Below are 20690 nucleotides of genomic sequence, written 5' to 3' on the forward strand. Positions count from 1 at the left end.
CCTGAAAAGAGATCCGCATGACGCACAGTAAACCGCGCATCACCATCCACTACTGCACGCAATGCAACTGGCTTTTGCGCGCGGCCTGGATGGCGCAGGAATTGCTTTCCACGTTTGGCGAAACGCTGGGCGGCGTGACTCTGGTGCCGGATACCGGTGGCCGGTTTGAAATCCATGTGGATGATCATCTGGTCTGGGAGCGCAAGCGAGACGGCGGCTTCCCCGGCCCTAAAGAGCTGAAGCAAAGAGTGCGGGATATCATTTCCCCTCAGCAGGATCTGGGCCATATCGACCGCTAGAGGCAGTTTAAAACGCGCCTTTCCTGCCCTTTTCTGGCATAATCCCGCGCATGAAACACTATTCCGCCGCCCAGACCCGCGATGCCCTGCCTTTTCCCGCGCTGGTTGACGCGCTGGCCTTGACGGCTCAGGCCTATGCTGAGGGCGACATTCTTTGCCCCGAACGCAGCGTCGTGCCCGCCCCCGGCAGCTCCACGCTCCTGATGACCATGCCGTCTGTTAGCCAAGATCTCCTTGTCACCAAATTACTGACAATCTGCCCGGACAATGCCGGCATCGACCACCCCACCATTCAGGGACAGGTCACCTGTGCCAACGCCCATACCGGCGAGCTACTTTTCTCACTGGACGGCCCCACCGTAACCATGCGCCGCACATCAGCCATCAGTCTGCTGGGCGTTCGGCTTCTGTCCCGCGGGCCCGTGCGACGCGTGCTGATAATTGGCACGGGCACGCAGGCCCGCGCCCATTGTGAAGCCTTTGCCGCCCTGTACCCTGACACCACGCTCGTGGTGCGCGGCCGCACGCCCGAACGCGCAGCCACCTTTTGCCAGCAGCAGGCCGACCTGCCTTTACACATTCGCCCGGAAGAACCAGACGAAGAGCGCTTTGATGTCGTCCTGACCGTCACCAGCAGCCGGGCCATTTTGTATGATGGACCGCCCGACCCAGACTGTCTGGTGGTTGGTGTGGGTGCTTTCCAGCCCGACATGATTGAAGTCGGTCCGCAAATTGTGCAGAACAGCACCTTGTATGTCGATGACCCGATAGGAGCCCCGAGTGAGGCAGGCGACCTCATTCAGGCAGGCGTCAACTGGGCAGATGTGCGCGCACTGGCCTCCGCCCTGCACACCCCGGCCCCGAAGGATCGTCCCATCTTTTTCAAATCCGTTGGCTGTGCCGCGTGGGATCTGGCGGCTTGCCGGGTGCTGGTGCCTTAATATGTTCTCAAGCATCCTGCTGTATTGCGATATATCAGAGATTTTATCTGAATTCTTAAAAAATCTGCGGACCCTTGCTATGACTAACTTATAAGGTCTTTTTCATATACTTGGTTAATGTGGTATCAAAGTTGCGATCTGAATAGCTGCATTCTGTTCGAATAATATGGATAAAAATTTTGCAAACAAGCGAAACATCACAAAAGCCACGTTCAAAATTCAGAAAGTTTACAGGATGTCTTTTAATTATTTTTCTTTCTGGAAGCGTTCTGGCTTTTTTTCACTTCCGTCCTAAAAATGCGCCCCTGAAGATACCGTCTCAAGCTTTTTGCCTAAGTAACCCAGCCATTTTTCCAACCCCCATACCAGGAATGGGTCTGTATATGGCGCAGTTAAGCCCGGACGGAAAAACTATCCTTGCCTATGACCCAAAAGTCTCATGGGAGCATACAATCACAATATGGCTCAAATACAAAGAACCTAATAACAGAAACTCTAAAGAAATATTCAAACTTTGGAAAAAATTACCCGGAGCAATCGATTTAAACATGCACTATGATAACACGCTAGATCAATATTATTATGATATTACCGCAGGAAGGTTAGTTGTTGTTGATAAGGAAAATTATGTAGCCTGCCAATACAGCCCTCCTGACAAGGGAGTTTGTAGATTCGAATTTTCTGCATTCAAAAAGAATGAGAACGACCCATACTACGATTATGGAGTAGAGTTAGCGTCTTCACTTTCAAATGCTAAAAATATTGTTCATCTAGTCCCAAAAATACGAGCAATGATCCAATCCAAAAATTATTGCCAGAAAAATTAAAAAGTGAAAATTTCATAAAATACTCTTTGAAAAAATCAAAATTTTTCACATTAACGATATTACCCTGACATATGAGTGTTGCTTTGCAGGTAGCGCACAACACTCTTCCTTCACAAGAAACACACCGATTTTTAAATTAATCGTTTACTTCAAAATCAACAGCGTTACGGCACCAGAGACTTCACCAGAGCGCGCAGGGCTTTCTGCGCGGCTTTCTTACCCCATTCTTTCAGCAGCTTGCGGGTCCTGTCCTGTTTAGACAAAGCATAGGGGCTTTCGCGAATAGGCGGCATGGCGGCGACATGGTCCTTCATGGACGCAGGGAGTGCCGGAAACGGATCAATATTCACCAGCCGGATCAGCATCGCGACACTGGTAATCCGGCAGGAGGGATGCGCGGTATTCAGGCAGACATACGCGCCCGTGCCATTCCCAGCTGGGTCATACACCGCTTTCCATGTCACAGTTGGGACGGGAATACGATGAGCCCCTATGGTCCTGAACTGGTCCGGGTCATAGCCCGGGCCGGTCACCACAAAAATCTCCCCTTCTTCCCGCGCCCAGCCGCGCACGGCACTTTCCACCCCTTCCCACGGGCCACGATTAAGCTCCGGCGTTTGCGGCACAATGTTGGAAAACAGAAAGCTTTGCTTCTGGGCCGCCGCCCCGGCCTCGTCCCCGCTGGGCGTCATGTGCCCACGGTCATAATGGGAGCGGGTATAATCCGCTGTCAGTGCCTGCATGGTGGAGGGCAAGCGCGTGTCCGGCTGAAAATTGTCATGCCGCTGCATCTTGTCGGCAATTTCCAGATTTTCTTCGGTCAGATCTTCCGCGGACCAAAGCGGGCCGCGCGTCTGTTCCGAGGCCAGGACGGCATACTGGTCATTACACAGCATAACCGTGCCAATCCGTGCCGTCTCGGACAGGACGGCTGGCGGCACGCCTTTAGCGAACAGATCCGGGCAGCTTGCAGCACTGGCGATGGGGGCCACTGCTACGGAAGACAGGCTCAGCAATCCCGCTGCACCAAAAAAAACTTTCAGCACGTTTGTCCTAAACCCGGCTTGTAAAGCGGTCTGTGGCTTTAATCTCGCTGACAGTCAATTCAACATCCCGCCGGTAAATCTCGTCCCGCAAAAAGGTCTCTTCCTCCTCCCGTTTTTCAGGAGGCAGGTCGATAAACCATGCCTTGGGCCGTCCGTCCATGCCGTCATTCCAGCGATAGCCACGGGCCTTGAGCGTATCCTTGCTTTCAAACGGTGCCTGCGTCGCCCAGATCCGCACCCAGACCGAGCGGGCGCGGTCCAGCAAATAAGAGAGCGCACTCCGCCCCTCCGGGAAGCCGCAATAGCCCAGGAGTGCCAGGCTCGCCAGACAGTCATCCGTGGCGCGATGGCCTTCAAAAAAGAACCCGGCCTGCGTGGCCAGATAGCCCAGTTTGCGGCCCTCGAACCCGGCTTCGTCCCACGGCACATCTGCCATGGAACAGGCCCACGGTTTTTCCGCAAAAGCAGGGCAAAAGGCTTCAATAAACGGACGGTCAAACGCGGCGTTATGCGCAACCACCAGAGAGGCATCGGCAGCAAAATCGGCCACCTCCTCCGGCGCAATGCTGTGCCCGGCCAGCATGTCCTGCGTCAGCCCGGTCAGCTCCGTGATACGCGGCGGGACGGGCACGGAGGGTTCACGCAGGCGACTGAAAGCCGGCAGCACACCAATCAGGCCGCCATCCAGCGTATAGGCAAAGGGCACCATGCCAATTTCGATAATTTCATCAAAGGCTGCATCCAGCCCTGTGGTCTCAAGGTCCAGAAACAGACCTTTACGCACTCTGCGCCCTTCTGGCATGGCCTCCAGCCAATGCGGCCGCAGGCGGCGCAACACACGATAATCGCCTGAGCGCTCCAGCGTTCTGGCAAGATTTTCCAAAGACATGTCAGCTCCTGAACCTGCGCGCAACTTATGCAGCGTTGCGCGCAGAGGCCAGAAGATTTTTCCCCGTCCGCCTCAGAAGGAGGTGGAGACCGTTCCGATCATGGAGAAGGACGGCAGCGGCGCGTAGGTTGGGGAAGAGCTTGCCGCAATCGTATGCCCATAGACCCCAACCGTGGGTTTTGCGTTGTTGGCGAAGGAATACACGCTGCCCAGCTTGTTCTGCCCGGTTACGTTGGAGAAGTTCAGGCGGAACGTGGGAGACTGCGCAATCCACACCTTGGGGAAATGGTAGCCCAGCGCAATCGTATTGCTGAAGTAATACGGCATTGCCTGATCGTTCATGAAGGAGGAATACTGCTTGGCCGTAAACCGCAAGCTGGCATTCATGAAGAACGGGCCTTCATTATAGGTCAGCCCCACACTCCCCATGTATTTGGGCGTCATGACTGGCCTTTTGCCTTTGGTCCGCAGGTAATCCACCACACCGCTGATCGAGGTTGTCGGCAGGTTATTGTCCATCGTCGCGTGCAGATATTCAAACGACACATACGGGCGGAAACGGTGCAGCAAAGGCCGGGTGGACAGCATGACGTCCACACCCCGGATGGTCTCCCCCCCCGCGTTCATGGTCTGGCTGACCTGTACGTCGTTACTGTAGGTATTCAGCGTCAGCAAACGGTTGGAGACATTGAAGTTGAAGGCGCTGATATCCGCCACCAGCAGGTTACCGGAATAGCGATAGCCAATTTCTTCCTTAATGGAATATTGCGGCTTTGCCCCCGCGCCGGAGGTATTGATTTTGCCTGTTGCCGTGCTGTAGCGCGTGATCAGCCCCACCGGAGACGGCGCACGGAAATCCCCCTCCGCATTGATGTAAACCTGATTGTGCTTGTCAAAATCATAGGACCACGCCACCCGAGGTGTAGGAGAGACGAAGGACTGAGATGTCTTGCCCGCTCCGCCCGGCAGATAGTCCTGCCCGCGTAGCGTCATGGCGGTGACTTTGATGCCAGCCCGCAGGCTCATTTTGTGGTTCAGGAAATACTGCGTGTCTTCCAGAAAACCGGAATTCAGGCTGTAGGACCCAAGGTAATTGGTAGAATAATAAATGTTGCCAGACGTATTCCGAATATACGCGGATTTATCGGTATCCGAAGGCCGCGCACCGGTTGTCTGGTTCATGCGCATCATGGGCGTCAGCAGAGAATAGCTGTTCTCTTCATGCCAATACCCAACCTGCCCTGAATTGTCTTTCAGGTTCCAGTGCAGGGCCGCCACCACACCACCCTGCTGGTTGAGCGACTGCGCGGCACTGGCTGCGTCATAATACGCGCCTTTCTTTATGGTGCCGTCTCCATTCAGATCAATCTGCTGGAGCGTGCTTCCGGCATAGGTATAGCCTTCCCGCATGCGGGAGGCACTATCCAGCGTAATGGCGGCGCGCTGGTAATACGGCACCACACTCACGCTGAAAATGTGGTTCAACGCCAGTTTGATCGGCAGAGACGCGTAGAACTGGTCCTTGTTCGTGGCGCGCTCCGCATAATAGGTGCTGGGAGACGTCGGGTTGAACGTGTCTGTATAGTTCAGCGGTGTCGTCACGGGACGACCATGCTTGTCGTTCAGGAAGTTCGCCATGGTCGGAAACCGGCTCATATACGAGTCATAGTGGTTGTAGCCGACATACAGATCGACCGAACTGTTCTGCCCGAATGTTTTCTGCGCCCGGAAGTCCATATGTTTGCGGTCACTGTTCCCAGACCCGCGCCAGGCATCGGCCCGCGTGTGCGAGAACGAGACATAGCTTTTAATGCCCGAATTCCCCAACAGCCCTGTATCCAGCCGGATAAATTCCTTGGACGTGTTGAAGGAGCCGTAACTCCCGGAAATTGTGCCCCCGAACTTGTCAGACGGCTTGCGGGTTGTAATGGAGAGCGAGCCTGCGGCGGCAGACGTCAGCGGATCTTCCACCGAGATGGAACCCGGCGTCATGGATTCAACCGAGATATTCTGAGAATCAATATAGTTCTGAATAAAGCTAGCGCCGGATGTGGAGGAGCCATTGGCAATCGGCATGCCATTCAACAGGAAGCCGATATCCACATCATTCAGGCCACGGCTGGTGATGGAGCTGCCATCAATACCGCTGGGGTCTGAGGAAGACACATTCACACTCGGCAGGTTGGCAATCAGATCCAGCGGCGCGCTGGTCGGGCTTTGCATGCCGATATAGGTGCTGGTGACGGACTGGGTGGCGCGCGCATCATGCTCCACGCGCATCATCCCGCCGCCGGGCGCATTCCGCCTGCTGCCACGAATATCGAGGCTTTCAGACTCACTGGACTCACGGTCGGCAGACCGGGCCGGGCGCGCCTGTTTCCGCGCGGGACCGGCCTTGCCTTTCCCGGCATTTACGGGAGCCACAGCACCATTGGACCGGCCTGTTGTGGACGGGCTGGAGACAGTCTGCGCAGAGGCAGACTCACCCAGCACAAAAGCGCCAAGGACAGTTGCCGCCATCAGGTGCCGCTTGCGCCGAATAGAACGCAGCAGAGCGTTGGAGGGACCGGCAACAGTGCAAATCTTCTGACGAGACATGAGGCGGAGTTTCCTGAAAGAGCATGACGCCTGACAATCGTTACGAATCTTCTCCAAAAGATAAATCGCTTAATCGTGGCGACATTATAAATCTGAGATTGATAATGACCGTTTTAAGGCACCCTTGCCTGCCGTCTTTGCACTCTGAGGGTCAGGCAGACTCTCGCTCTTTCAGGAAATGAACCCCCAGCCACACTGCCAGCGCTGCGAGGCATGCTGTGAACATAACGTAATAAAGTGGCGCGCTCCGGTAGCCGGAAAACTGGATGATCGCGCCGTTGACCAAGGGAGCCAGCCCCCCAAAAGTGGCTACCCCCAGAGAATAGCCTACGGAAAGGCCACGCCCCCGGTGCGCCTTGCCAAACAGCAGACCCATATACCCGTCCAGTGATGCAAAATAGAACAGCCCCAGCACGTTCAGCAGCAACGGGCACAGCATCACCATCACCGGCGTCCAGCAGGGCATCCATGCGGCCATGAGGGCTGGCAGCAGAACCAGCCCGGCGCAGGAACAGAGCATGGGATAAATGCGCTTTGTCCTGTCAAAATATTCCGCCAGCCGCCAGCGCACGGGCGTGAGCAGGAGTTGCCCGGCATAGGTCGCAAACGCGGCCCAATACGTCTGCCGTGGCGAGACATGAAAAACACTCTGCGCAAAATGGGGCATATAGAACCCCAGATAGGTAATGCCGCTGCCAAGACTGACCATACCCATCACCAGCATGATGCGCAGACCGGTATAGCGTTCCGTGCTGACGGGCTTTGGAGCCACAACGGCCTGCGGTGCCACCTCACGCGGGCCGAGAGACGCCCGAAGTGCCAGCCCCACCAGTCCGCCGCATGAGCCAAGAACAGCCGCGATGCGGAACCCATAGGCCGCATAAGTCTGCTCGCTCAGCAGCCCACCCAGCGTCAGCACGACGCTACAGGCGCACAGTGACGCCAGAATCTGGCCAACCGCCTGCCAACTCGCCCGCTTTGCTTCCTGATGGGGGGATTGTTCAATCAGGAAGGACGTCGCCACCCCGAATTCACCGCCCAGAGAAAAGCCCTGCATCAGACGCCCGAGCACAATCAGGCCCGGCGCAAAAGAACCCAGCACCGCATAGCCGGGGCAGAAGGCAATCAGCGCACTACCCGTTGCCATCAGCGCCATACAGACTGTCAGCCCCGGCAGGCGACCTTTTCTGTCCGCATAGCCACCAAGGACATACGCCCCTACGGGCCGCGCGAGCAGCGAAAGGCCAAACGTGGCAAGGGCCAGCGCGATCTGGGAAAAACGCAAATCTGCGGGGAAAAACGTCCGGGCGATAAAGGCAGAAAAATACGAATAAATGACCAGATCATAATATTCGACAACATTGCCGATAATCGCCGTCAGAATATACCGCTTGCGCTGGGAGGCAGACAGGGAGTCTGTCATCGGGCCTGCGTCGCAATACCGCCCAGAGCGCTGACCACAAAATTGATGAACGAGCGCAGCGTGGGCGAGCTGAAACGGTCCTTGTGATACAAGAGATAAACTGGCCGTGACGGCAGACGGTATTCCGGCAAGACAGCCTTCAGTCGCCCGGCCCGCAAGTCCTCACGCACAAGATCTGCCGGCAGCATGGCAAGGCCCATCCCGGCCAGAACGGCTTTCCGCAGCGCCTGCGTGTTGTTCATGACGGCCCGTGTGCGCAGAATTTCCACCACAACCTTCCCTTTCGGTCCTTCCAGCTGCCATTCCCGCCCGGCCCAATGCATGGGGGAACTTGCCGGATAAGGGAAAGACAACGCATCATGCGCCTGAAGTTGCGCGGGGGTAAAAGGTTCTCCCCGTCGCTCCAGATAATCCGGCGCAGCACAGAGCGTCATCTGGTAATCGCCCAGACGTCGGCAGATCAGCGTGGATGGCCCCGGCAGGCCAAGACGAATGGCGGCATCAAACTTTTCTTTCGTCAGGTCCACACTGCGTTCCGTCAGCACCACTTCCACATCTACGGTGGGGTGTTGTTGCAGATAGTCTACCATCCGGGGCGTGAGGCTTTCCGTCCCATACGTAACGGGCGCTGTAATGCGCAGCTTGCCGCCCGGCACAGTTTGCGCGGCCTGCGCCATCCGGTCGGTGTCCTCCAGCATCGCAATAATTTCACGACACTTCTCAAAATAGACTGCACCAAACGGCGTCAGGCTTTGCCGGCGCGTGGTGCGGCGCAGCAGGCTGGCCCCAACCCGTTCTTCCAGCAGACGAATATAATTCCCCACCATGGTGGAGGACATGCTGCATCGCTCAGCCGCCGCAGCCATGCTGCCGGTTTCCACCACAGCCACAAAGGTCGTCATCGCCTGAAAAACGTTCATTCCGCACCCTGGGTTTCTAATCTTCCCATAATCAGCACGTTTATTGTTTTGATTAAAGACCGTAACCTTTTTCCCAGAGATATTTTCGTGCGGTGCAGCAAAGGTTCTTGTTTCAGGATGAGCATTAAAACAGATCACCGAGCCCTTCCCCTGTCTCCCCGCAAGCGCGCTGGCCTTAAGGCCATGCTTGGCGCTTCGGCCCTGCTGCTCTCCGCCTGCGCGACCCAGCCACCACAAAAAGCACCCGTCATGGCTCAAAGTTATATGGCCGCCACGGCCAACCCCATGGCCTCCACTGTTGCATCTGACATCCTCGCACGCGGCGGCAACGCCGTGGATGCCGCCATTGCGGGACAGATGATGCTGGCGGTGGTGGAACCACAGGCCTCCGGTCTGGGCGGCGGCTCCGCCGTGCTCTTCTGGGAAAAGCAGACCGGCCAGCTGAGTTTTTATGATGGTCTGGCCAGCGCCCCGGCCTCCGTCCCGGGGGACTACACCAAAGATGCACAGGGCAAGCAGATCCCCCACACCGTGCTGGAACGCACCGGGCGCGTGGTCGCGGTGCCGGGCACCCTGCGCACCCTGGCCCTGCTCCACAAACGCTATGGCAAGCTCCCCTGGGCTGACCTGTTTACACAGGCTATTGCCACAGCCCGCACTGGCTTCCCCATGCCGGGCTACCTGCATCTGGTGCTGACAGAACGCCCGGACCTCGCAAAGCTGCCGGATTTTGCCACCTACTTTGATGCCAACCAGCGCCCGCTGCCACAAGGCACTCTTCTGCATAACCCGGCTCTGGCAGACACCCTCACCCGTATTGCCCAAAACGGGGCAGAAGCCTTTTACGCCCCGGAAAACGCCAAACGCATTGGGCAGGCCGTCGCGCAGGGGCCTTACCCCGGGCACATCACCCCGGCGGATTTCGCAGCCTATAAAGTGCGGGAACGGGCCCCGCTGTGCATTCACGCCTTTGGCCGCCGCATCTGCACGGCAGCGCCTCCGGTGGCCGGTGGCCTCGCTGTGCTGCAACAGCTGGCTCTGCTCGACCGGATGCAGATTGGCCGTTACGCGCCCGGCAGTGTTCAGGCCGCGCATCTGCTGCTTGAGGCCTCTCGTCTGGCCGAAGCTGACCGCCGGAAATACGCGGCGGACCCCGATTTTGTGCCGGTCGCCACGTCTTACCTCCTGAGCCCGGATTATCTGGAAAGCCGCGCGCGCCAGATTGATGAGACCACAGCCGCCCCCAAAGTCTCCCCCGGCGTCATCCCGGCAGATCAGGCCTCTCTCCCCGCGTCCGACGCCATGACGGTTCCGGCCACCACGCACCTGTCTATCCATGACAGCTTTGGCAACGCGCTGTCCTTCACCACCACCATCAACCTGAACTTCGGGGCGGATATTGTGGTGGATGGCATGGTGCTGAATGACGCCCTGACCAACTTCGCCACGCACCCGGTTGTCGATGGTCAGCGCGTCGCCAATGCCATTGCGCCAGGCAAGCGGCCCATTACCACCATGGCCCCGACCATCGTGTTTGGCGCGGATAACGAGCCGGAAGTCATTATCGGCGCAGGCGGTGGAGCCCGGATTATTGATTCCGTTGTGCAGTCCCTCGTCGGCTATCTCGCGTGGGGCCAGAATATCCGCACAGCCATTGAACAGCCCCGTATTGGCGCACAGAACCGTGCGGAAGAACTGGAACACGGCACCGCCGCCGCAGCCCTTGCCCCGGCCCTGCGCAAAATGGGGCATAACCCCAAAAGTGCAGTCATGAATGCAGCCGTGCAGGGCATTACGCGCGGCCCGTCCGGTCTGGAAGGCTGGGGCGATCCGCACCGCGATGGCGTTGCTGTCGGCCACTGATTTTACCGGAGATTGTCCATGACCCGTTCATTTCGTGCCCTCCTGTGTGCCTCAACGCTCGCTTCACTAACGGCCTGTGCAGCGCCGCACCCGGCAACACCGCCTGCCCCGCCGCCAGTGCCTGATCGCCCTCTGGGTGATGGCGGTGTCAGCCCGTTCTATCAGCCGCCCGCCACGGTGCCGGCGGAAGCTGGCCGGATGATCCGCACGGAAACCATTCAGGGCCTCAAACTTCCTGACAATGCGGATCACGCCGAGCGCATCCTCTACACCTCCATCAGTGGTGTCGGGAAAGAAGAGCCGGTTTCCGTGTCCGGTCAGATCATTTTCCCCAAAGGCACCCCACCTAAAGGCGGCTGGCCGGTCATTGCGTGGGAACACGGCACCACCGGCATTGCGGATGTCTGCGCCCCTTCATGGCGCGGCTATTTCTCGCGGGATCGCGCCTTTCTGGACCACTGGCTGAGTGCGGGCTTTGCTATTGTCGCCAGCGATTATCAGGGATTAGGCACACCGGGGCCGCACCCTTACCTGATGTACAAGCCAGAAGCGTATAGCGTGCTGAATGCGCTGCGGGCCGCGCTCAAACAGTATCCGGACAAACTGCGCAACCGCATTGTTCTGGTCGGGCAGTCTCAGGGCGGCGGTGCGGCGCTGGGCACCGGCTGGATGGCCCCGCGCTATGCGCCGGACCTGCATATTCTGGGGGTTGTCGCCACCGGGGTTGTGACGGATTTTGCGGTCTCAGCCCACCCGAAGCATCCGCCCATGCCCCGCAGCAATACGGAATCCCCGCACATGGCCGCAGGGTTTGAAATCCTGACGGATGAAGGCTCCAAACAAAGCCTGCACCCCGGTCAGGACATGGATGCCGGCATGACGGAAAAAGGGCATGACCTCTCTCGCCAGGCACGCCAGTCCTGTCTGGGGGATCTGTTCCGCTACACAGACAGCCACGATATCACCACAGCCAACATGTTTACCGCAGGCGTGAGCCCGGAAGATCCGGCCTATATTCAGGCCTTCACCATTCCAAACGCACATTTCTCGGTGCCGGTTTTTGTCGGCACGGGTCTGGCCGACGGAGAAGCGGGTATCAGCCAGCAGTATAATGCCGTCGCCGCCATGTGTGATGCCGGAACGCATGTCACATGGGCGCAGTATCACGGCCTGACCCATAACGGGGCGGTTAATCCTTCCGCCAATGACTCTGTCCCGTTCGCTCTGGGCCTCCTGAAAGGCAAAGCACCCAAAAGCACGTGCAGCACACTCAAGCCCCTCGGGCATGAAGAAGAGCCAACGCCGGGCATCAAGTGGAATAACTAAGGCGCAAAACCGTCTCTTTGGGAAACACTCTTCCCAAAGAGACTATAGAAAATCCTACAAAAAACGACACAGGATCATCTCCTGTGCCGTTTTTGCTACCTTCTCAAAAACCTTTGAAGCATTAACCCGCTTTGGTTTTGGCAATCCACTGGTCAACCAGATCAGACATCAGATCCAGTGGCATGGCGCCGTTCCCCAGAATGACATCATGGAACGCCTTGATATCGAACTTGGCACCCAGTTCGGTTTTGGCTTTTTCACGCAGTTTCAGAATGGTCTGCTGGCCCAGCATGTAGCCCAGCGCCTGCCCCGGCCATGCAACGTAGCGGTCTGTTTCCGCCTGCATGTCCGGCTCACTAGTGGGCGGATGCGCGTGGAAGAAGTCGCTCATCTGCTGGCGCGTCCAGTGCTTGTAATGCACACCGGTATCCAGAACCAGACGATCCGCCCGCAGCAGCGCCCCGTTCAAACGGCCATAATCGCTGTAGAGATCCTGATAAAAGCCCAGTTCTTTCCCCAGACCTTCCGCATACAGTGCCCAGCCTTCCACATAGGAATTGTAAGCTCCCTGCTGGCGGAAAGCAGGGAGCGGCATGTCCTGCGCCAGAGAAATCTGGAAATGATGCCCCGGCACACCTTCATGATACGCCGTGTCTTCAATCGTATAGAGGTCGCGCTTGTCGTAATCCCCTGTATTGACGAACACGATACCCGGACGAGAGCCATCCGGCGTGCCCTGATGATACTCGGCACCCGCTGCATCCGCCTCGCGGTAGGCCTCAACAGACCGCACTTCCAGCTTCGTCTTGGGGATTTTGTTGAAAATGCGCGGCAAGGCAGGCCACATCTGCGCAATATAGCCGCGATATTTCTCCAGAATTTCTTCACGAGACTTCGCATACAGCTTCGGGTCATGATCCACGGACGCCCGCAGCGCAGCCAGATCTGCAAACCCCAGCTTGTGGGCAATATCCGTCATCTGCCCTTCAATCTTGCTCACCTGCTGCAAGCCAAGCTGATGGATTCCTTCGGGAGCCATGGGGCTCGTTGTCTGCACCCGGATGGCGTAGCGATACAGGGCATCCCCATTCGGCAGAGACCAGATGCCTTCATGCGCACGGCCATGCGGCACGTAGTCCGTTTTTACAAACCGGGCAAAACTGGCAAAAGCAGGACGAACTTCCGTATCAACGGCTTTCAGAACAGCCTGTTTCAAACGGGCCTGCTGCGCGGCGGAAATCCCCTTGGGGAAGCTTTCAACCGGCTGGCCAAAGACGTTTTTAACACCCGCTGGTTCTGCAACCTGCTCCAGCTGCGTCACCACTTTTTCAAGCAGATAACGCGGGGGAACCAGACCGTCCTTCATCCCCTGCTGCGCCAGAACCTTCAACTGCGCCAGCACTGTGGGCAGCGCATGCAGGCGGTCCAGATAATCCTGATACTGGCCCGCTGTTTCAAACGGAATGGAGGACACAAAGCCCGGCAGCATCAGCTGCACGCCCTGCACCTGATCAATCGGCAGCTCGTAAGTTTTGAGGGCAATGCCGTCCAGCTTGTCCTGAAGCTGGCGGATCATCATCGCACGGCTGATCTGCTCCTGCCCTGTCAGAGTGGCAGGATCAACGGCTTCAAAGCGTTTGAGAAACCATGCTGTGGTGACTTTATCTCTTGTAATCTGCTCCAGAGAATAATCGGTCCACTGCTTGTTGTAGCGATAGTCACCAATGGTGGTCGCAAGCTCGGGAGAAGACCGGAGCTGATACTGCCATTCCTCATCCAGCAGGGCTGCAAAAGCCGTGCTGGCAGACGGTTCTGCAGGGGCGGCCTGCGTCGTTTTTTCCGGGGCTGGCGCAGCCAGTGCCGTGCCGCTGGCCAGCACACAGGCCAGCCCTAATCCTGCCAGACGATGGGGTGCAAACACGCTCATACTCTCCCTGCCAATCATACAAACAATTATGCCTGGCACGGGGCCAGGCATAATCACGTCGTCTTGTGTCTTTAAGTCGTTCCGGTCTTCATTACAAATCAGAACTGAACACCGGCCTGAAGGAAGACATAGCGGCCGATAATCTCATCAGAATACATCGCCAGAGCCGTATTGGTGCCGCCATCGGGCACAAACGGGGGCTTCTTATCCAGAATGTTGTTCACGCCACCTTCAAAGTTCCAGCGGCCCAGACGGTAGCTGGCCGTGATGTCATGCGAGAAGATGCCCGGCACTTTGCAGTAGACATAAGCCTTGCAGGACAGATCGCTCGAACCATCGGTAAACTTCATCCCGCCAGTGTAGTGCATCATGTAACGCAGGCTGAAGTCGTTATGGTGCCAGGTGACCGTGGCATAATCACGCACGCGGGGCATGCCGTAACCGCTTTGATAGAACAGACGGCCCGCATAGTTGTTCCACTGGCCATTCGGTTCGTTCTGCTGCAGGTAACCCACCAGCTGCTGGAAGTTGTTTTCCAGCGTGAAGGAATCCTGCGGCGTCACCTGAATATGGTAGCTCAGGTCAAAGTCGATCCCGTTCGTGCGCAGGCCGCCAACGTTGGCATACAGATCGCTCACCTGCGTCAGCTGGCCAGCAGTAGAACGCTGTGCAACCTGAGTGCAGTAGGACGGGTCTGCTCCCGTATAGCACTGGTCCGCCACATACTGCACAGGCAGCGTGCTGATCATGTGCTGCACGGTGTAGTGCCAGTATTCAACAGACGCCATCAGCCCCGGCACCCAGCGCGGTGTGATAACCGTGCCAACCGTGTAGGTCCGGCCAATTTCCGGCTGAAGGTTCGGGTTGCCACCCGTCAGCGTCGGGATCTGCCCGCTGTTGACGTTCACAAAGTTTGCCGGATTCACACCCTGCGTAAGACACTTGGACGTCACCGCGGCGCTGGCCGCACCATAGCTGGAAGCCTGTGCGCAAGGGTCAGTGCCCGGGTTATAGGAAATGGACTGGCCACCGAACATTTCAGACATGTTCGGCGCACGGAAGGACGTGCCCAGCGTGGCGCGGAAGCGGATATCCTGCACCGGTGCCCAGTTGATACCGACTTTCCAGTTCTCGGCGCTGCCAAACGTGTTGTAGCGCGAATACCGGCCCTGCCCATCAATGGTCAGATCCTTGGCGAGGAAAGCATTCTGGAGAAGCGGAATTTTACCTTCCAGATACACTTCCGTCACATTGTAGCCACCACCGGTATAGGTCGCACCGCCACCCAGATCACCGTTGGCTGCCAGTGCATCGGGGGTGTAGCTTGCCTGCTCGCTCCGGTGCTCAATGCCACCGGCAATGCCGATATTCCCACCGTGTTCATACGGCAGTTTGACAACCTTGTTGTTAAAGACGCGGAAGTTGAAGTCACGCATCTGGTAGTAGCTGTGGTCGTTCTGGGTATAGCCAATATAATCCCGCGCCTGCTGGGACAGCGGAGCAAACGGGTTAACCAGCGTACAGCCCGGAGACGACGTACAGACTGAGGGATTATAAACCACCGCACTGTTCGGGTCAGACGGATCAACCTGCTGCTGGCCCAGAACATTCATCGCATTGCGATAGTTCGTCATGTTGTTGGTGGTCATGGTCGCAACGGACGAGCCATACGTCATGGACGCATCATACTGCCAGTTTCCGGCAATCTCGCCCTTCATGCCGCCCATCACCTGATAGGTATCGACACCTTCCTTGTATTCGCGGTTGCCGATATCGGCTGTCCGCTTATACATGGACACATCTTCCCCCCACGTATTGTAAGGGTTTCCGGCCGGCAGGATCCAGGATGTGCTGAGGCTTGACGGGTAGGACGAACCGGTGAGCGGGTTTGGTGCCATTTCGTTCATGGCATCCTTGTGGGTGTACCGAACGTTGGCATAAAGCTGGAAATGCTTATTGATGTCATAATGCATATCCCCAGACAGGTTCCCGCTTTGCAGGTAGTTTGTCATGGAGGCATCACGCGCAAAGTTGTAGCGGTCAGCATTACCAAACGTATGGAAGCCACCACCCGAGCTGTTGGCCACCAGGTTGGTCGTGCTGCCATCTGCATTCGGCACCATCACGCGCGTCGCGGTGGAAACCGAGCTGCCGTAGGGGATTGCTTCACCCGGCCCTACGTTCGCATTCCACGGCAGGCGGGACCACTGGCGGTCACGCTGGTAGATCGGGCTGGTGGTCATATACTGACCAAAGATGCTGATGTTCCCGCGGTCATGGTCAAAATTGAAGCCTTTGAAGCCTGAAATCTTGCCTGACTGCCCATCACCATAGCTGCTGATCCCGCCGCGCACCTGAATGCTGCCGGTTGTCAGGTTATGCTTGAGCTTGATGTTGATAACGCCGGAGACCGCATCCGCACCATAGAGTTCGGACCCACCGTCTTTCAGAATTTCCACAGAGGAAATCTGGTCAACCGGGATGGAGTTCAGATCCACGCAGGAGCTGCCCTGCCCCATGGTTTCAACCTGACGCTTACCATCCACCAGCACCAGCACACGGCTGGGGCCAAGGTTGCGCAGATCCGGGCAGGACATGCCCAGACCACCGTTGGTGGTCGTGTTGTTTGCGCCCTGGGAACCCATGGAGGGCAGACGCTGCAGATAATCACCCAGTGTGACAGCAGAAGTTTGCTGAATGTCTTTGGCGCTGATGATCTGAACGGGGTTGGGGTCCTGATGCCTGCCAGAAGACAGTGCGGAACCGGTTACGGTAAGCACTTCCGGCTGTGCTGCGGCACTCTTCGCTGTGCGACGCACAACGCGGGCTGACTCGTTTTTCTTCTTCACAGACGCAGCAGTGGATTGATCCTGGCGCGGTGACGCCTCTGCGGTGGCTGCCACAGACTGAGCATAGGCACTTGACCCAATTGCCAGGGACAATGACGACGAAAAAGCGAGGAGCGTGAGGCGATGGGGTAAATACGACATCCTTCAGCGTTCCTTAATTCCTGAGCGGTGATCCGCTAACTCTAGTGTGGTGGGGACAGCCAAAGCGCTATCAGATATCGTATACCATTGTCAAAACGGAATTAGTTTCCCGATGCATTCTGTTCCGCCCCCGGTTTTGCGCCATTTGGACGCGGGCGACCCATGTAGATCCATCTGGCGTGACACCTCTCAGGCGCACCATCCAATATCCTTTTGAAATTTCTATAAATTTCTCTTTAAACAAAAAAAACGTGCAGAGTTTTTGGCTCTGCACGCTTCAATTGAATTATGTTGCAACAGGCTGAACCTGTAACCTAAAATCCACAATCCATTACTTATTTTGATATCGTTATAAGGTTAAAATCCCTTTAGAAATCAACAGAAACTTTCGTTATCAGGAAACCTGGAATCCGCGGCAGAATCGATCCTCTTCATCAATCCAGATTGTGTTGAACCCGGTCGAGACGGCACTCCCCTCAATAACGGGCACAATCGCCTTGTAGTCTCCCAAAGTCGTTTCTTCCGCAACCGTCCCTTTAAACGCACTGTGAATGTAGCTTTCATGGGTGAAGACATCCCCCACCTTCAGAGCACCTTTGTGATGCAGGTGCGCCAGCCGGGCAGACGTGCCGGTGCCACACGGGCTGCGATCAATGGCATGATCTCCATAAAAGACGGCATTCCGCCCCTGCGTGGCGGTTGTGCCCTTATCCACCCACAGAACGTGGCTAACCCCCTGAATACAGCTATCCAGTGGATGAACCGGGCAAACAGCCTCGCGCATCCGTTCCCGCACAAGCGGGCTTAACTCCAGAATACGTCGCGCCCCGAGCTGATCCAGCCCTTCATACGCGCCCTGTGGCTCAACAATGGCGTAGAAATTCCCGCCATAAGCCACATCCACCGTCAGCGGCCCCAGACCGGGCACGTCAATCTGCACACCTGTTGCCGCGACATAAGCGGGCACATTGCGAATTGCCACACTGCGCACACGGCCATTTTCTTCCGTGTAGGTGATGTCAATAATCCCTGCGGGAACCTCAAGTTTCAGTTTTCCGGGCGTGCACGGGGTCAAGAGGCCATGCTCCAGCCCAAACGTCACCAGCCCGATTGTCCCATGCCCGCACATGGGCAGACATCCGCTGGTTTCAATAAACAGAATACCTGCATCGGTATCGGGCTGTGTGGGCGGATACAGAAAACCGCCGGACATCATGTCATGCCCGCGCGGTTCAAAACACAGACCGGTACGGATCCAGTCAAACCGTTCCAGAAAATCCTGACGGCGTTCCCCCATGGAATTCCCCCGCAGCAGAGGAGCTCCGCCACTAATCAGGCGGACAGGATTGCCAGCAGTATGACCATCAATACAGAAAAATGTGTGACGCATAGCTTTTAAAGTCCGTGCTTCGGGGTGCCGCAAGGGCACGATCCGGCTTTCTTTTTGGTGCGATTTTCGTCTATCGTATACGTATCATGACCGATATGACCCGTAAAGCCACCCCCCGTCCCGGCTCGCCCGCCCCCTCTTTCGGCCAGACTCTCCGCCGTGTCAGGCGGTCCGTCTGGCAGTTCGGGCTCTGTTTTGGCCTGTGTGCTGGCGCATCTTCTCTCGCTCTGGCGGCCCCTGCTCCATCAGAACCACCAGCCCTCCTGCTAGGCGCGGCCTGGTACCCGGAACAGTGGCCAGAAGACGTCTGGGAGCATGACCTCGCTTTAATGGAAGCTGCCCACATCCATCTGGTACGCATCGGCGAATTTGCATGGAGCCGCATGGAACCGCATGAAGGCGACTGGCAGTGGGACTGGCTGGACCACGCCATTGCGCTGGCAGCAAAGCACCACATGAAAGTCCTGCTCGGCACCCCCAGCGCCGCGCCGCCTGCATGGCTGACGCAAAAATATCCTGAGACCCTGCGCGTCTCTAATGCAGGCGTGCGGGATGAGCACGGAAACCGGCAGCAGTTTTCTTTTATCAGCGCGCGCTACCGTGCCTTAACGCACGATCTGGCGGAACGCATGGCGGTGCGCTACGGCCACAACCCGAACGTTGTCGGCTGGCAGATTGACAATGAACTGGCCGAGCCGTCCTTTGACCCGGAAGCTCATAAAGCCTTCCACGCATGGCTCCAGCACAAATACGGCACCATCGAAAATCTGAACCAGAAATGGTGGACCAGCTACTGGTCTCAAACCTATTCCGATTTTGGCCAGATCCCGGTGCATGATGCGGAGGAAAACCCCGCCCTGCTCTTAAACTGGAAGCAGTTTGTAACCGACACATGGGTAAGCTACGTCCGCAATCAGACAACCCCGATCCGCCAGTACGCCCTGCCCTCCCAGTTCATCACCACCAACACTATGGGCTGGTTTGACGGGTTTGATGGTTACACCCTGCACCAGTCCCTCGATCTGGTCGGGTGGGACGATTATGAGACCGACTGGACAGACAACGCCGCCCGGCATGATCTGGCCCGTGGCTATAAAAACAAAAACTTCTGGGTCACGGAAACAGACCCCGGCTTTGTTAACTGGCGGCCGAACAATCTGGCGCATGACAAAGGCGAGGTCCGCGCTCTGGCCTGGCAGGCGGTAGGGCATGGCGCCGATGCCGTGGAATACTGGCAATGGCGCGCCGCTCTGAACGGGCAGGAACAATATCACGGCGTTATTGCAGGAGCTGATGGCAACCCCGCCCCCATTTACGCTGAAATCCAGACACTTGGCGCTGAGTTCGAAAAAGCCGCGCCAGCTTTGCAGGGCACCTCCCCGCACGCACAGGTTGCGCTGCTGCATGATATGCCCTCCCGCTGGGCCATCAGCTTTCAGAAACAGGTGGAAGATTTTAATCCGGTCAAGGCGCTGACAGCCTTTTACGGCCCCCTGCGCCATCGGGCTGGCACGGTGGACGTTGTCTCGCCGCGCCAAAATCTGGCCTCTTACAAACTCATTGTCGCTCCCGGCCTGAATGTGCTGCCACAGGAAACGGCTGAACATCTTCTCGCATGGGTGCGGCAAGGCGGACACCTTCTGCTGGGGCCACGTTCCGGCATGAAAGACGCCGAAAATGCGCTTGATCCCCACCTCCAGCCCGGCCCGCTCGCCCCTTTTCTAGGAGCGCATGTCTCACAGTTTTACGGGCTGGTTCAGCCAGTTGCGCTCTCTCTGGCGCAGACACAGGGCAAAGGTACCCTCTGGGCTGAAACGCTTGAGCCAACAGACCCAGCCACTCAGACGGAAGGCACCTATGGCCCCTCCAATGGCTGGCTCGATGGGCAGCCTGTGGCTGTCAGTCATCAGGTCGGCAAAGGGAAAATCACCTATCTGAGCACAATCCCCGATGCCGCGACGCTGGACGCCTACATCACAACGCAGGTGCGGGACGCTGGCGCGCTCTCTCCTTTGGCGGATCTGCCTGCTGACATTGAAGCCTGCCTGCGCACTGGCAAGGACCATACCGTTCTGGTGCTCATCAACCATGCCAGAACGCCGGTTACGTTCACGCTCCCGCAGACTACCGCAGGCAAGGACCTGCTCGACCCCAAGCAGGCAGCCTCCGGCCAGATCACCCTGCCGGGCTACGGGGTCCGCGTTTTAACGCTCCCGAACCCGGCTTGAGATAGCGGTCATCCACAAAAAAG

General features: G+C 57.2%; 14 protein-coding genes. 6 read left to right on the forward strand and 8 right to left on the reverse strand.

The window, feature by feature from the left end; all coding sequences use genetic code 11:
• The first annotated feature begins 17 nt into the window (after positions 1–17).
• The 3 genes from AD930_RS08145 (at position 18) to AD930_RS17780 (ending at position 2067) form a co-directional block, all read left to right on the forward strand.
• Positions 18–299, forward strand: coding sequence for a SelT/SelW/SelH family protein (locus AD930_RS08145; protein ID WP_061505838.1), 282 nt, complete (start codon positions 18–20; stop codon positions 297–299).
• A 50-nt stretch (positions 300–349) separates the two neighbouring features.
• Positions 350–1240 (forward strand): delta(1)-pyrroline-2-carboxylate reductase family protein, encoded by an 891-nt coding sequence (locus tag AD930_RS08150; protein WP_061505839.1) that lies wholly within the window; start codon positions 350–352, stop codon positions 1238–1240.
• Positions 1241–1623: 383 nt separating this feature from the next.
• The gene (locus AD930_RS17780) at positions 1624–2067 is read left to right on the forward strand and encodes a hypothetical protein (protein WP_156476939.1); all 444 of its coding nucleotides are present in this window, start codon (positions 1624–1626) and stop codon (positions 2065–2067) included.
• 164 nt (positions 2068–2231) lie between these two features.
• On the opposite strand, the gene AD930_RS08155 is transcribed toward AD930_RS17780, so the two are convergent.
• The 5 genes from AD930_RS08155 to AD930_RS08175 all read right to left on the reverse strand — a co-directional run bounded on the left by AD930_RS08155 (position 2232) and on the right by AD930_RS08175 (position 8943).
• Complete coding sequence (locus tag AD930_RS08155) at positions 2232–3113, reverse strand: DNA/RNA non-specific endonuclease (RefSeq protein WP_244150532.1); 882 nt, start codon at positions 3111–3113, stop codon at positions 2232–2234.
• Between the two features lie 7 nt (positions 3114–3120).
• Positions 3121–4002 (reverse strand): 3'-5' exonuclease, encoded by an 882-nt coding sequence (locus AD930_RS08160; RefSeq protein WP_043550984.1) that lies wholly within the window; start codon positions 4000–4002, stop codon positions 3121–3123.
• A 72-nt stretch (positions 4003–4074) separates the two neighbouring features.
• Positions 4075–6600 (reverse strand): TonB-dependent receptor, encoded by a 2526-nt coding sequence (locus AD930_RS08165; protein ID WP_061505841.1) that lies wholly within the window; start codon positions 6598–6600, stop codon positions 4075–4077.
• 151 nt (positions 6601–6751) lie between these two features.
• A complete protein-coding gene (locus AD930_RS08170; RefSeq protein WP_061505842.1) occupies positions 6752–8023 on the reverse strand; it encodes an MFS transporter in 1272 nt (423 codons plus the stop codon).
• The gene (locus AD930_RS08175; RefSeq protein ID WP_043550988.1) at positions 8020–8943 is read right to left on the reverse strand and encodes a LysR family transcriptional regulator; all 924 of its coding nucleotides are present in this window, start codon (positions 8941–8943) and stop codon (positions 8020–8022) included. The genes AD930_RS08170 and AD930_RS08175 overlap by 4 nt, the downstream gene beginning before the upstream one ends.
• Before the next feature lie 117 nt (positions 8944–9060).
• Here AD930_RS08175 and ggt point away from each other — a divergent pair, with 117 nt between their 5' ends.
• Both ggt and AD930_RS08185 read left to right on the forward strand, forming a co-directional pair.
• Positions 9061–10806 (forward strand): gamma-glutamyltransferase, encoded by a 1746-nt coding sequence (gene ggt, locus AD930_RS08180; RefSeq protein ID WP_082781771.1) that lies wholly within the window; start codon positions 9061–9063, stop codon positions 10804–10806.
• Between the two features lie 18 nt (positions 10807–10824).
• Positions 10825–12132: an alpha/beta hydrolase gene (locus AD930_RS08185; RefSeq protein WP_061505843.1), complete on the forward strand. Its 1308-nt coding sequence runs from the start codon at positions 10825–10827 to the stop codon at positions 12130–12132.
• Positions 12133–12253: 121 nt separating this feature from the next.
• Here the strand turns inward: AD930_RS08185 and AD930_RS08190 are convergent, their stop codons facing one another.
• From AD930_RS08190 to AD930_RS08200, 3 genes are all read right to left on the reverse strand, one after another.
• Entirely contained in the window at positions 12254–14059 is a 1806-nt protein-coding gene (locus AD930_RS08190; RefSeq protein ID WP_061505844.1) for a DUF885 domain-containing protein, read from the reverse strand.
• 98 nt (positions 14060–14157) lie between these two features.
• Positions 14158–17049 carry a TonB-dependent receptor domain-containing protein gene (locus AD930_RS08195; protein ID WP_061505845.1) on the reverse strand — a complete coding sequence of 964 codons (2892 nt, stop codon included), beginning with the start codon at positions 17047–17049 and terminating at the stop codon, positions 14158–14160.
• A 394-nt stretch (positions 17050–17443) separates the two neighbouring features.
• Positions 17444–18439: a 4-hydroxyproline epimerase gene (locus AD930_RS08200; protein ID WP_061505846.1), complete on the reverse strand. Its 996-nt coding sequence runs from the start codon at positions 18437–18439 to the stop codon at positions 17444–17446.
• A 95-nt stretch (positions 18440–18534) separates the two neighbouring features.
• Between AD930_RS08200 and AD930_RS08205 the strand changes: the two genes are divergently transcribed.
• Entirely contained in the window at positions 18535–20667 is a 2133-nt protein-coding gene (locus tag AD930_RS08205; RefSeq protein ID WP_244150533.1) for a beta-galactosidase, read from the forward strand.
• Positions 20668–20690: the final 23 nt, after the last annotated feature.

This window comes from Acetobacter malorum, from assembly GCF_001580615.1.
Taxonomy (GTDB): domain Bacteria; phylum Pseudomonadota; class Alphaproteobacteria; order Acetobacterales; family Acetobacteraceae; genus Acetobacter; species Acetobacter malorum.

Coding starts and splice junctions, on each gene's coding strand:
- AD930_RS08170 (WP_061505842.1), bottom strand. CDS start 8,023: ATGACAGACTCCCTGTCTGCCTCCCAGCGCAAGCGGTATATTCTGACG.
- AD930_RS08200 (WP_061505846.1), bottom strand. CDS start 18,439: ATGCGTCACACATTTTTCTGTATTGATGGTCATACTGCTGGCAATCCT.
- AD930_RS08160 (WP_043550984.1), bottom strand. CDS start 4,002: ATGTCTTTGGAAAATCTTGCCAGAACGCTGGAGCGCTCAGGCGATTAT.
- AD930_RS08195 (WP_061505845.1), bottom strand. CDS start 17,049: ATGTCGTATTTACCCCATCGCCTCACGCTCCTCGCTTTTTCGTCGTCA.
- AD930_RS08175 (WP_043550988.1), bottom strand. CDS start 8,943: ATGAACGTTTTTCAGGCGATGACGACCTTTGTGGCTGTGGTGGAAACC.
- AD930_RS08150 (WP_061505839.1), top strand. CDS start 350: ATGAAACACTATTCCGCCGCCCAGACCCGCGATGCCCTGCCTTTTCCC.
- AD930_RS08145 (WP_061505838.1), top strand. CDS start 18: ATGACGCACAGTAAACCGCGCATCACCATCCACTACTGCACGCAATGC.
- AD930_RS08190 (WP_061505844.1), bottom strand. CDS start 14,059: ATGAGCGTGTTTGCACCCCATCGTCTGGCAGGATTAGGGCTGGCCTGT.
- AD930_RS08185 (WP_061505843.1), top strand. CDS start 10,825: ATGACCCGTTCATTTCGTGCCCTCCTGTGTGCCTCAACGCTCGCTTCA.
- AD930_RS17780 (WP_156476939.1), top strand. CDS start 1,624: ATGGCGCAGTTAAGCCCGGACGGAAAAACTATCCTTGCCTATGACCCA.
- ggt (WP_082781771.1), top strand. CDS start 9,061: ATGAGCATTAAAACAGATCACCGAGCCCTTCCCCTGTCTCCCCGCAAG.
- AD930_RS08165 (WP_061505841.1), bottom strand. CDS start 6,600: ATGTCTCGTCAGAAGATTTGCACTGTTGCCGGTCCCTCCAACGCTCTG.
- AD930_RS08205 (WP_244150533.1), top strand. CDS start 18,535: ATGACCCGTAAAGCCACCCCCCGTCCCGGCTCGCCCGCCCCCTCTTTC.